Origin of the sequence: Streptomyces sp. ID05-26A (assembly GCF_033794685.1) — a bacterium.
GTDB lineage: Bacteria > Actinomycetota > Actinomycetes > Mycobacteriales > Pseudonocardiaceae > Lentzea.
Window position 1 is genome coordinate 1 of the sequence record NZ_JARAYZ010000011.1, and the last position, 14,014, is coordinate 14,014.

General features: G+C 62.3%; 2 protein-coding genes. One reads left to right on the top strand and one right to left on the bottom strand.

Going from position 1 to position 14,014, the window contains the following annotated elements; genetic code table 11:
- Positions 1-12,882 (bottom strand): hypothetical protein (locus PV646_RS44690; protein WP_500349247.1); only part of this gene is annotated, 12,882 nt, incomplete at its 3' end.
- 166 nt (positions 12,883-13,048) lie between these two features.
- Here PV646_RS44690 and PV646_RS44695 point away from each other — a divergent pair.
- Positions 13,049-13,567, top strand: coding sequence for a hypothetical protein (locus tag PV646_RS44695; protein WP_500349248.1), 519 nt, complete (start codon positions 13,049-13,051; stop codon positions 13,565-13,567).
- Positions 13,568-14,014 lie beyond the last annotated feature (447 nt).

Sequence of the window (14,014 nt, forward strand, 5' to 3'; positions counted from 1 at the left end):
GGTGAAGTGGGCGAGGACGGTGATTTCGAGGACGCTGCCGGGGCCGTGGCCGGCGTGGCGTGTTTCGAAGGCGGGTGTGGTTGAGGGGAGTGTGGGGTGTGGGTGTTGTTGTGCGGGGGTGTGGGTGAGTCGGTCGCGGTTGTAGTTGTGTGGTTCGGTGAATCTGACCTGGAACTCGGGTTGGGTTTGGAGTTCGAGTGGTAGCTGGTCGGGACTGAACCCGAGCACGGGCCAGTCGTCGACCTGGTAGCCGGGAGGAAAGACGCCCGACGGGCCGTTGGAAACGTACAGCGGGGCGGGTGGCGTCGCGTCGGAATCGTAATTGGACGAAGGCAGCGAAACTCCGGGAAAGTAGACCTCGTAAAGCGAGGCGCGCGTGGTTTCCTCGCTCGCGAGGTTGTATCTCCCAACGGGAACCATGAGCTTCAACACGAGATCATCGGACAGCGACATGCGGGTGAAGCGCGACCAGCTGTCGAAAAGCTTCTTCTTCTCGCTGTCGGTGAGGTGAACCGTTCCGATGCGGAAGAGACGTGCCCCGAGCGGGGTGCCAGGTTCGGAACGCATACCGAACACCGGCGAGATCGGATCGGTGAACAGCTTCCTGTGGTCGTTCTCGGCGAGATAGTCGACCAGCTCGCCGAGAATCTTGTCCACCTTGGTCGCGGTGACCGGCGCCAATACGTACGTGCGCGCGCTGAACGGATCAGTGGGATCACCGAGCGGGTGGTTCATGTATCTGAGCGAGGCGGCGATGACCAGGTCGCCGACGAACGTCCTGACGTCGTCGGCGATGTCGTCAAATCTCGTGATCAGGTCGTGCAGGGCGTTGAGGTTGCCCTCGGTTCGGGGCATTTCGAGCAGGGTTTCATCGAACTGAATCTCGGGTTCACTGTGTTCGTGACGCCAGCGGGCGGATGTGGTCAGCTCTGAGAACTCCGCGGCCGTCCTGTGGAGGTCCGCCACCGGGAGCATCAGCGTGTCCAGCCTGCGGGTGGCGAGAACGTGGGCGTCGACGGCACGCTGTTCGGGGGTGATTCCGGTGGGTTCGGCCACGATCTCGAAGTGAGCAGTTCCCGGAGTGCCGCTGCTCTGGTAGTAGACAGACGGCGAGATGATGATCTCGGGCAGGTTCGGCTTCGCTTGCCGGAGCTTGTCGAACTCCAGCGTGAAGTAGCTTTCGAGGGCATCTCGCGCGTTGTGCGGCCACATCGAGCGCGACTCGTCCAGAAGATGGATCGAAGTACGGTCGCTGGTCCTGAATCGAATCTTGATGTCGGGGAGTGTCGACCCTTCTGCTGCTCGCTGGGCGGCCCCCGGGGCGAAGTCCCTGGCAAATCTACGCAGAACTTCGTGCTCCTCTTTCGACAGTTCCTCGCGGCGGGACACTCCCGGCGACATGGTGAAACTGCGCGGGAGACGGGAGGGAACTCCCGTCATTTCGTTCAGCATGTGGCCGTACACGCGTCTGAACGGTCGATTCGAAGAGTCGCCCTGGAACAGCATAATCGGCAGGACGTTCTGGATCTCCCTCTCGATGTCCGCGCTGTCGAGTCTCTTCAGAACGAGATCCCGCTGTTTGTTGTCGAGATTGACGAGGCCGACAAGCAGATAGAGCATCGGTGCCGCCTCGTCGTGTGCGGAGGAAAGTCCGTACAACGGAGAGGCGAATGACGTGAAAAGGTCGGACGATGACCGCTTCGACAGGAACAGGGTGGCCTCCTCCAGGATCTCGTCCAGCCGAGCGGGCGTGATCGGATCGATCTTTCGCCCGCGCGAGGTGATGATCAGGGAAGCCGACACGATCAGGTTCGCCATGACCGATCGAACCAGGTTGTCCACGGCGACCGGCGTGGCGTCCTCTCGGAGTGCCTTGTCGAAGAGGCTCAGTCTCGCGCCGGTCTCCTGGCTCAACGGGCGATACGTGTACCGCGCGCTTGAGAATCCGGGTAGACGGATCTGCTGGAGGTTCAGTTGGTTTCGGCTGATGTCGAACAGGGCGCGCCTGCTGGTGAGCCGGAGGTTTTCCAGCGGCCCGGTCAGTCGAAGGTAGGCGTCCATTGCTCGTTCGACGGAGTCGTTTCCGACGCTGAGGGTGATTTCGAACGCGAGTTTGTTTCCTTGGCGCTTCTGGTGAACGGTGGGCGCGGCATTCGTGACTCGTACATCGAGCGAGAGCGTTCGGGGCGCCGGTGCGCTCAGGCCGGCCTGTGCCGCGACGATGTGTTCGTAGATCCGCATGTGAAGGGGGGACGTCTTCGACTGAACGTCTCCGGTGCGCAGGAGCGAGGACCTGAAAGAACGACCGAACTCCATCGGATCGGTCGCGGTGAAGACGATCTCGGCCGGGGTGTCCTCTCCGAGTGCGGAACGTGCGTCGATTTCGGCGACCATGTCGCCGATGGCCGCGGCGAGTTGCCTGTCCTGAGTCGTGGACAGTTTGCGCGCCTTCTTGTCGAGGTCGATCGCGTGCCTGGGCGAGTGCGAGATCGCCTCGAAAAAGGTGAGCGGCTTCTTCGGGTTCGTCGTCTGCTCGGCGAGTAGGGCGGCGGACTCCATGACCTGGCGCGCGGGATGGAGAAGGTGGTCGAGCATCGCCGGGTCCTGGAGCAGCAGGAGGAATCGGGGGCTGGTGACTACCTGCTTGAGCACGGCGCGGTCGAGAAGGAGCAGGCGTGATCGGACGAGTCGTTCGTGAAGTGGTGCGTCGTCCTCGGGCGTCAGGTGGTAGGTGACCGAGTTGGGGCTGTCGAGCAGAGAGGTGATCGATTTCCCGCCTACGGCCTGCCCGAACGTCGTGAAGATTTTGTTGCTGATAGTGGACGGGATGTGCGCGAAGGAGGAACGGGATGATTTCTGTGGGCTGTTCGCTGGGCGGCGTAGTTCCAGGGTGGACGTGGTGAACAGGTCAAGCAGAAGCGATTGTGTTCTGGCTACGTCCGCTGGGGAGATCGAGCCGTCGCGCGAGAATGACCGCCATCCCGTCGTGATGGTGTGAAGTGCGGCCTTTGTACTTGTCGGGATGTCGACTGCTCGTAGCTCGAAGCCTGACTCGTGTGCGAGGCGTTCGTACTGCCTGATCCGTTCTCTCAGCTTCCTCTCGTTGAGGAAGGGGGCGGCGCTGACGGCGGTTCTGATGTAGTCGGCCGAGTCGAATGCCGCGTTGCGCGGAGGATTCGGTGAAGAGTTGGGCGCTGGTCTCGGGTCTGGCCTGGCAGCGGCGGAGGCTGAGCTTTCGCCGGTCGTGGGGCCGTCGAGGGTGTCGGGATTGCTGGTGTGTTTGTGTCCGCCGGGGAGTCCTTGGCGTCGTTGGACTCCGAATTGGCGGGTGAGTTGTCTGGCTTGGTTGGCCGCGGTGGTGTCGGAGTCGGTGAGGAGGGTGTGGGCGACGACAATGCGGATTTGGTCGATTTTGTTCTGGATGTTGATTTGCTGCGGGGTTTGTGTGTTCCTGCCGATGAAGATCGTGCCTTCGGGCAGCGGTGCGAGTTGTTGTGCGCGGCGAAGTGCGTGGTCGACTTCGGCTGGGTCGGCCTCGTTGAGTGCGCGGTGTGCCTGGCGGACCTGGTCGGCCCAGTGCGGGTCGGCGGCGTCGAGTCCCGCGGGCGGTTCGGCGGGGACGCCAGGAGCGGGCGCTTGACCGAACTCGGTTGAGCGGGCCGCGGTTTCTCCGGTCGCGCCTGAGGTGGAGGCTTCTCCGTCGCGGAAGTCCGGCCGAGTCGGAGAGGCAAGGCCACCGAGGAAGCCGTGTGTGCGGTGGACACCGAAGCGCGTGGTGAGTTCTCCGGCCAGTGTCCTGGCGTTCGACTCCGGGTCGGACATGTTCTGGGACAGGTCATGGAGCAGCGCCGCCGCGACCACGAGGCGGATGTTCGAGATCACCTGTTCGGTCGAGGCGAGCTCGGCGGAAGGGGCGAGAGGAGTCACGGAGGGGAGCGGGACGAGTTGCCTGGCTCGGTCTTCCACGTGTTCTCGTTCTTGAGGGGCTGCCCAGCTCAGAGAGAGCTCGGCGAGCGCGATCCGCTCATTCCACTCCTGGTCCTGGCTGTTCGGGCCAGGTCCGGCGTTGTCGGGTGAGGTGGTTGTGTCGTCGGTGGCGCGTTGTTTGCCTTTGGTGCGTGGTGTGGGGGTTGTGGGTGGTTGGAGTGCGTGTTGGATTGCGGGGAGGTGGTGTGTGGTGAGGCCGTGGTGGGTGAGGTGGTGGATTTCGGTGGTGTGGTTGGTGGTGTGGGGGGTGAAGATGCCGATCATGAGGCCGTAGGAGTAGGCGGTGATGGCGTGGGGTTGGGCGGGGTCCCAGTGGAGGTGGCTGGGTTCGTCGCCGGGTTCGAGGGAGATGGTGTGGTGGGCCTGGTCTGGGGGTGTGGGGATGAGTCGGAAGCGGAGTAGTTCGCCGGTGGGGAGTTGGAGGGTGGCGCGGTTGTAGTACATGTCGACGATGTGTTGGGCTTGGTTGATGGTGGTGCGGAGGGTGTCGGGGTCGGGGTCGGGGTCGGTGTCGGGGTTGGTGGTGAAGTGGGCGAGGACGGTGATTTCGAGGACGCTGCCGGGGCCGTGGCCGGCGTGGCGTGTTTCGAAGGCGGGTGTGGTTGAGGGGAGTGTGGGGTGGGGGTGTTGTTGTGCGGGGGTGTGGGTGAGTCGGTCGCGGGTGTAGTTGTGTGGTTCGGTGAATCTGACCTGGAACTCGGGTTGGGTCTGGAGTTCGAGTGGTAGCTGGTCGGGACTGAACCCGAGCACAGGCCAGCTGGTGTGCTGATAGGCAGGCGGCAAATCGGTGGAGTAGAGCGGAGCAGGCATCTCTTCGTTTTCGAAACGGGGCTGCGGAACGCCGGGAAAATACAGCTCATGGAGAGTCGCCCGCACATTTTCTCTGCTTACGGTGCGATAGTGCCCGCCGGGTGCCATGAGCTTCAGAATGAGATTGTCGGATCGAGAGGTTCTCGCGAACCGTGGCCAATTTTCGTAGAGTTTTCCTCTCTCCTCGGTGGTGAGGTGGACCGTCGCCATGCGGAAAAGGCGTGTGGCGAGTGGGTCTCCGTGTTCGGAACGCATTCCGAACACTGGTGAGAGCGGATCGGTGAAAAGTCTCCTGTGGTCGTTCTTGGCAAGAAAATCGACCATCTCGCCGAGGATCTTGTCGACCTCGGTCAAGGTGATCGGCGAAAGTAGATACTCGGCATTTACCGGATAGCGAGAGGATCGGTCGACCGGGTAGCTCCAGTATCTGATCGATGAGGCGATGATCAGATCTCTGACGAGAGTTCTGGTGTCCGACGCGACATCGTCCGCGAAGCTCCCGAGAAGGTTGTTCAAAGAATCCAGAAGACCTTCGATGCGAGCGCTGGGGAGATAGGTCGGGGTCCATCGGAGAATGTCGCCATCGAACTGGAAGTCAGGCTGTTTGTGCTCGTCCAGCCAGCGGGCGGAGTTGGTCAGGTCCGAGAACTCTGCGACAGTCCGTCGGAGTTCTGACGGCGGAACCGTCAGGTTGCGCAGATTTCGGGTGACCAGGCGATGTGTGTCCACGGCGCACTGCTCGGGAGTGATCCCGGACGGCTTGACCACGACTACGAATCGCGTGGACCCTGGGGTTCCGTTCTCCGAGCTGTAGATCGGCGGAATAATAGTGATTTCCGGGAGTTTCGGGTTCGCCTGCCGTAGTTTGGTGAACTCCTGTGCGAGATAGCTGTAGAGCGCATCCCGCGCAATGAACTGCCACTCCATTTTTGGCCTCGGCAATGGTCGGCCGTCCGGGCCAAAGGCGATGGGGCTGTCGAAGACGATGTTGACTTTGGGAAGCGGGATTCCTTCGAGTGCTCGCCTGGCGGCCTCGGGGGCGAAGTTCCTGGCAAAAATCCGCAGAACACTCCGCTCGTCTTCTGAGAGGACTTTCGGGTTGGCGGCAACTGGCATGGTGAAGCTGCGGGGGAGGTTCGATGGGACCTCAAGCATTTCTAGCAGCATGTCGCTGTACACGCGCTTGAACGGCTGATCCGGTGAACCGGCGCGGAGCAGCATGGCCGGCACGATGTTGTTCAGTTCTCTTTGGACATCATCGTCGCCGATCCTCTTCAGGATTAGCGCGCGGTTTCGGTTCTCAAGATTGACGAGGCCGACGAACAAATAGAGCATCGGTGCGGGAGCGTAGTGGACGGAGGAGAGGCTGAACAACGGTGAGTCGTGCGCTGCGAAGAGTTCGGAAGAAGGATGATCCTGTAGGAATCGTGTGGCCTCTTCCAGGACCTCGTTCAGTCGGGCGGGGGTGATCGGATCGATCTGTCGATCGCTCGACGTGAGGATCAGGGAAGCTGATATCAGTAGGTTTGCGATCACTGAGCGGACGGCGTGGTTGTCCGTGGCCAGCGCGGGGTTGGTTCGAAGCGCCTCGTTGAGAAGTTCGAGGCGAGTTCTGGTTTCCGGACTCAGCGGGCGATAGGCGTATCGTGCGCTGAATCCCGGTATGTGGATGTTCAGGAGGTTCAGTTGGTTGTCGACGATGTCGGACAGGGATCGTCTGTCGGTCAGCTGAACGTTTTCCAGTGAACTGGTGACACGGAGATAGGCGTCTGTTGCTCGTTCGAAATCGATGTTCCCGATGCTGAGGGTGATTCCGAACGTTGTCCTGTCGTTCTGATGCCGCTGTTGCGGGTTGGGCTCGGACTTTACGATTCGTATGTCGAGTGAGCGTGTTCGAGGTGCCGGTTTGTCCAGGTTGGACAGTGCGGTGATGAGGTGCTCGGATGCTCGCTTGTGGAGATGTGCGGTCTGTGCCTGGGAGAGGTCACTGTGCAGGAATGTCGAGCCAAGGGAGCGCTCCGGTCTCTTTCGTTCCGTCGCGGTGATGACGATCTCGGCCGGGGTGCCTTCTCCGAGTTTGGAGCGTGCGTCGACTTCGGCGACCATGCTGCTGACGGCCGCGGCGAGCTTTCTGTCTTGGTCTGCGGATATTTTGCGTGATTTCTTGTCGAGTTCGATCACGCGTGTAGGTGAGTGTGTAATCGCCTGGAAGTAGGTGAGAGGATTATTTGTATTCGTCGTCTCATTGACGATAATTTGGGCGGAGTTCCAGACCTCGCGCGCGGGGTGGAGAAGCCGGTCGAGCATTGCCGGCTCCTGGAGGAGCAGGCCGAACCGGGGGCTGGCGGCCACCAGATCGCGATTATGCTGGTTGAGAAAAAGCAGGCGTGATCGGACGAGTCGTTCGTGGAGCGGTGCGTTTTTCGTGGACTCGAGGTGGTGTGTGGTCGAGTTGGGATCGTCGAGCAGAGGGGTGATCGATCCCTGGCCGATGGCCTTTCCGATTGCTATGAAGATACTGTTGGCGGTAAAGGGGCGAATGTGGGAGAAGTGGGAGCGGTCCGATTTATGCGGGCTGTTCGCTGGACGGCGTAGTTCCAGGGTCAAGGTGGTGTACAGGTCGAGCAGGAGCGATTGCGTTCTGGCTACTTCCGGAGGAGAGTCCGTGTTGCCTCGCGAGAAGGACGGCCATTCCGTGGTGATGATTTCAAGGGCGGCATCCGTGCTTGCCGGAGTAATGACGGATTTCAGCTCGAAGCCTGACTCGTGTGCGAGTCGCTCGTACTGCCTGATCCGTTCTCTCAGCTTCCTCTCGTTGAGGAAGGGAGCGGCGCTGACGGCGGTTCTGATGTAGTCGGCCGAGTCGAATGCCGCGTTTGGTGGAGGGGTTGCCGGAGGGTTCGGGACCGGTCTTGGGGCTGGTCGGGCGGCTGCGGTGGCCGAGCTTTCGCCGACGGTGGGTGTATCGGGGTTGGGGTCGTAGACGTGTTTGTGTCCGCCGGGGAGTCCTTGGCGTCGTTGGACGCCGAATTGGCGGGTGAGTTGTCTGGCTTGGTTGGCCGCGGTGGTGTCGGAGTCGGTGAGGAGGGTGTGGGCGACGACAATGCGGATTTGGTCGATTTTGTTCTGGATGTTGATTTGCTGCGGGGTTTGTGTGTTCCTGCCGATGAAGATCGTGCCTTCGGGCAGCGGTGCGAGTTGTTGTGCGCGGCGAAGTGCGTGGTCGACTTCGGCTGGGTCGGCCTCGTTGAGTGCGCGGTGTGCCTGGCGGACCTGGTCGGCCCAGTGCGGGTCGGCGGCGTCGAGTCCCGCAGGCGGTTCGGCGGAGAAGCCGTGTGCGGGGGAGTCGATGGTGCGAGCCGCGCCCGCCACAGAGGTTTCTCCGTGGTCGGGGTTGGGGATGGTACTGGGTGCGGCGCCGCCGGGGAGTCCGCGTGTGCGTCGGACGCTGTACTTTTTGGTGAGTTCTTTGGCGAGTGCGGTGGCGTGGGTTTCTCGGTCGGCTTCGCGGGTGCGGAGATCGAGTAGTGCGGCTGTGACTACTAGTCGGATGTTGGAGATGAGCCATTCGGTTCTGGCTTGGTCGGGGGTTTGTTCGAGTGGGAGGGCGGTGGGGAGTGGGACGAGTTGCCGTGCCAGTTTCTCGGCCTGCCGCCGCTGCCCGCGGGGTACCTCGTCCAGAACGGCCTGGGCCCGCTCGATCCGGTCAGCCCAGTCCAGTAGGTCTCGCAGGTCTCGGTCGCCGAAATTGGGGGACGAAGAGGTGCGGAATCCGGTGTGGCTCCGCTGTGCGGAACCGTCGTCGGGATCGGCGTCGACGTCTTCCATGAAGACGTCGTCGTCATCGCGGTTCTTTCCCTTGGCACGGGAGCTGAGCGTGTCCGAGGGTTCTGGGCGCGGTCGGAGCGCGTCCTGGAGTGTGGTGACGTGTTCAGCGGTAGGTCCGTGTGCGGCGAGTCGCTCGATCTCAGCCTCGTGGTCGGCGGTGTCGGGGTCGTGCAGGCCGATCATGAGGCCGTACGAGTAGGCGGTGACGGCGTGTGACTGGCGAGGGTTCCAGCGCAGGTAGCCGGGATCGAGGTCTGGGCCGAGGGCGATGGTGTGGTGCGCCCTGACCAGCGGTGGTGGCGGTACCAGCCGGAAGCGGAGCAGTTCTCCGGTGGGGAGTTGGAGCGCGGCGCGGTTGTAGTACATGTCGATCGAGTGCTGGGCCTGCGCGATGGTGTTCCGGACAGCGCGGTCGTCGAGATGGGAGGCCGCGAAAGCGGCGACCACGGTGATCTCGACGACGCCGCCGGGACCTTCGCCGACGCGACGAACCTCGAAGGAAGGCGCCGTAGACGAGTGCGTGGGATGAGCGAGTTGCTGGGCGGGCGCGTCGGCGAGCCGCACGCGGGAGTGGCTGTGTGGCTCGTCGAGGGTGAATCTGACCTGGAACTCCGGCTGGGTCTGGAGCTCCAGTGGCAGCTGGTCGGGGCTGAACCCGAGCGCGGGCCAGTTGTTGGACTGATAGCCCCTCAGGACCATTTCGCCTGCGGAGTTCGTGACGATGCTGAGGCGCTGTCGGCCCGCGAAGCGGTCGACCCCAGGAGGAGGACCCCCGATTTTGGAGAAGTAGAGCGTGCGGAGGTCTTCCTTCAGGTGGGCGCCGTAGTGGCCCGAGGTCATGTCGAACCGCACCATGATCCTGTGTGCGAGATTGTCCTTCTGCGTCAGCTCCGCGAAGTGTTGCCAGTGGGCGAGAAGCTTGGTCTTCTCCTCGGGGCTGAGATACATCAGGCTGATGCGGAGAAGTCGTACGGGCAGTGGGGTTCCCGGATCGGAACGCATTCCGAACGCGGGTGAGTTCGGATCGGTGAAGAGTTTCCTGTGGTCGCTGTGGAAGAGGAACGCGATCACGTCTTCCAGTATTCTGTTGACGTCGTCCCTGGAAGGGGCGGGCAGCTGCCATCCGCCACGGTGGTGGATACCATTGTGAAACGCGGGAAAAGCCCTGTAGTGCAGAGAGTCGAACATGATCAGGTCCGCGACGAGGCTCCTGACCTGAGATACTATCTGGTCGTCGCCGAAATCGATGAGCCCGCGATTCAGGGTGTCCAGCAGTTCTTCCGTGTCGCTGATGCCCAGTAGTCCCGAACCGAAGGTGATGGTGTGGTTCTGAACCTCGACTTTCCACCGCGTGGACTGCATGAGGCTGCTGTATTCGGTGGCTAGTGTCCGCAGTTCCGAGATTGGAATTGCCAGCGCCTTCAGATGGCGTGTCGCGCGCAGATGGGTGTCGATGCCTAATTGTTCGGGCGTGAGGCCGACAGCCTCCGTGTGGACTTCGATGTAGGCGAACCCGCGGCCCACACTCCCGCTATTTCTGACCCTCACGTCGAAGAAGATGTTCGGCAGCGTGGGGTCTTTCTCGCGAAAGCTGCTGAACTCGCGCTCAAGGTGGTATACGAGAGTTTCCTTCATCTGGGCCGGCCAGCCGAAGTCGAGAAAATCCTCCCCGAGGTCCGAGTTGGCCGATGAGTTCACGTAGATCATGATCTCGCGGGGTCTGCTCCTGCGCTCGGCGAGCCTGGCGACCTCTGGGGCATGGGACTTGGCGAACTGGTGGAGTTGTGCACGTTCCTTGTCGGACAGTGTTTCGTCTTCGGAAGGTCCGTGGAAAATGAAGGAGCTGCGAGGGAACTCGTAGGTGAGTTCACGTATTTCTCGTAGCGTGCTGCTGTAGAAAAATTTGAATGGGTAGTCTGCGGAGGGTCTGTGCAGCAGCGGACGCTGCATGATGTTCCAGATTTCCCGCTCGATGTCGCCTCGCTTGACTCTCTCCAGCATCAGCGTGCGGTCGCTGTTGTCGAGGTTGGCGAGGCCGATCAGGAACTGAAGCATAGGCGTTCGTGTGTTGTGTGCGGTGGAGAGTCCGTACAGCGGTGATTCCAGCGAGTCGAAGAGACTTGAGGAAGGGTTGCTGGAGAGAAACCGTGTTACTTCGCCCAGTAGTTCGTTCAGGAACGCGGGTGTGATCGGGTCGTAGGTCGGGTTTGGTGCCGTCAGGGTGAGGGACGCCGAGAGAACCAGGGTGGCAAGCACCGGGCGGATCAGGTGGTCGACCTCGGGCGTCGCGGGATTTCTTTGGAGCGCCTCGTCGATGTCCGCCAGTCTGGTTCTGGCGGTGGGGCCAAGGGGTCGATGCTTGAACCTGATTCTCGATCGGTCGTAGTAGCCGTGGGAGGACGCAAATTCCCGAATTGCGTGCTGGTTCAGTTGGTTCGACACGATGTCGAACAAGTCCTGCCTGCTCCTGAGCCGGACGTTGTCGAGCTCTCCGGTTAGGCGAAGATAGGCGTCTGCCGCGCGCTCGGTTTCGCCGTTTCCGATGCTGACGTAGATTCCGATCTCTCCCGGAGTGTCGCCACGCCCCGGTAGGGGAGAGGCGACAGTCTGGAGTTTGGCCAAGGAATTCTTGCGGTAGGGATCGCTCAGTTCCGAAGCTTCTTTCCTGATGTGGCGCTTTATCGTTTCGTGTAGTTGTCTTTCCTGTTCTGTTTTGGTTTTGTTGTTCGCGTTGCCTGAGTTGTCGGTGTGGTCGAGGAATTGTGGAACTTCTGATGTGATGACGATGTTGGCTGGAGTTTGTTCTCCGAGGCTGGAGCGCATTTCCAGTTCCGCGACGATTTCGCGCAGTGCTCTCGCGAGATCCTGTTCCTGCTGCGGGGAGAGGCTGGTCGATCGCCCGTCGAACTTGACGAGGTGCATGACGGAGTGCGGCACCTGCTCGAAATAGGTGAGCGGGGCCTTCGCGTTCTCCACCTCGTAGATGAAGTTCGGTGCGGAGTCCGCAGGTGCGCCATAGGGGTTGAGCAGGTGGTCAAGCTGTGTCGGGTCTTGAAGTATGAGGTTGTATCGGGGGCTGCCGATTACCTGGCTGGCGGATTGGATGCTGATTATCATCAGGCGTGATCGGATGAGGCGTTCGTGAAGTGGCGCGCCGTCCGGTGATTCCAGATGATGTATGAGTATGCCGGGGTTGTCGAGCATGGTCATGATCGTGCGCCGGTACAGGGCTCGTTCAATGCTCGAAAACTGTTGTGTGCTTTTTTCCTGGGGTACCGCAGGGAACTCGGACGCGATGTATTTTTGGCGTGTTCGCGGGAATCGTCTGAGTGTCAGGGTTGAGGTGGTGTAGAGGTCGGTGAACAGCTCCTGGATTCTGGCGACTGATGCCGGAGAGGGTGATGCTTCGAGCAGGAAGATTTGCCAGCGCGTACCGAGTTCACTTAGTACTTCTTGCGTGTTGGTTTCCACAGGCTCGTGGATCAGGTTGAAGCCTGACTCGCGTGCCAGTTGCTCGAACTGCTCGACGCGTGTTCTCAGTCGGCGCTCGTCAAGGAAAGAGGCGCGCTTGAGCGAATCGGCGATGTAGGGTTCGCTGCTCGTTATCTTGGGGGTCGGTACGGCGACTGCCCGGTTGGTCGCGGTGGTCGCGGTGGTCGAGCTTTCCCCGGCGGTTCTGGAGCTGCCGGCGGGATTGTGCCCGCCGAGAAGGCCGCGTCGGCGTTGGACTCCGAATTGTTTCGTGAGCTGCGTGGCCTGGTTGGCCGCGGTGGTGTCGGAGTCGGTGGTGAGGAGGGTGTGGGCGACGACCGTGCGGATCTGGTCGATCTTGTTCTCGGTGTCGATCTGGTGCGGGGTCTGGCTGTCCTTGCCGATGAAGATGTTGCCTGGCGGTAGCGGCGCGAGCTGTTGTGCGCGTCGCAGAACCTCCTCGCGCTTCCGTGGCTCCGCGTCGCGGAGTTCGCGGTGCGCCTGGCGGACCTGGTCGGCCCACCCCTGCGTCGCGGCGTCAAGTCCAGCCGGCGGCTCGCTGGGAAAGCCGAACAGGGGCATGTCGTCGGACAGTTCGTCGTCGATGCCGGAGGTGTCGGGTTCTGCGGGCGCGAGGTTCGGAGTGGTCGCGCGCTGTTTGCCCTTGTCGGACATCGCTGCGGGGCGGGTGTCCTGGTCGGGCGGATTCGTGGCGGGCGAAGTCGATCCGAATGCCGACTCGGCAGGTCCGTCGAACTCACGCTTCAGAGGCAGCCGCTCCCGCACAGGCACCTCGGAGTGAACTTCGGTCTGGGCGTCTCGCCGGACCGCGTCCTCCCGATCGCCGTAGTCCTCTGTGGACTGTTCGGTGGCTGGACCGGTTCGAGTGGACGCCTCAGGAGCGTGAACCGGCTGAACCTGGACGTTATCGCCGACAACGAACGGCGCGGGCGTGGCCTGGAAGTTCGTCGGCGGTGTGGTGCCGTTCGATTCTTGTGGCCGTTGTGGTGTCGGTGTGGCTGGGGTGCTGGTGTCGGTGCGTGCCGGGTTGGTTTGCCCAGTCGGGTTGGTGTTGGTGACGGGCGTGTTCGTGACCGGCGTGTTCGTGACGGGCGTGTTCGTGACGGGTGTGTTGGTGACGGGCGTGTTCGTGACGGGTGTGTTGGTGACGGGTGTTGCTGGGGGTGTGTCGAGGTCGGGTATGTCGGTGACGGGCGTGGTGGTGACGGGCGTGGTGGTGACGGGCGTGGTGGTGACAGGCGCGTCGATGGTGGGCGTGTCGGTGACGGGCGTGGTGTTCGGCGGGGGCAGGACGGGTGCGGTGACCGGTGCTGCGATGGGCGTGTTTGGGCTGGGCGTGTTTGGGCTGGGCGTGTTTGGGCTGGGCGTGTTTGGGCTGGGTGTGTTTGGGCTGGGTTGGCTGGTGATGGGTGTCTGGGTGGGCGTGGGTGTGGTGCGGACCGGCTGCTGACCGACCGGCTGCTGACCGACCGGTGCCGGCGGCGCGACGAGCGGGGGCAGCGTCGGGGTGGTACCTGGCTTGTCTCCGCCAGGCTGTTCGGTACCGGGCTTGTCGGTGCCAGGCTTGGTGTCGATGACCGGCGTGTCCGTGCCAGGCCGTTCAGTACCAGGCCGGTCGCTGCCGGGTCGGTCGCCGCCGGGTTTGGTGTCGATGACCGGCGTGTCCGTGCCAGGCCGTTCAGTACCAGGCCGGTCGCTGCCGGGGCGGTCGCCGCCGGGTCGGTCGCTGCCGGGTTTGGTGTCGATGACCGGCGTGTCCGTGCCAGGCCGTTCAGTACCAGGCCGGTCGCTGCCGGGGCGGTCGCCGCCGGGTTTGGTGTCGATGACCGGCGTGTGGATGCCAGGCACGAAACCACCAGGCTTGTCGCCACCAGGCTGTTCGCTACTGGGCTTGTCG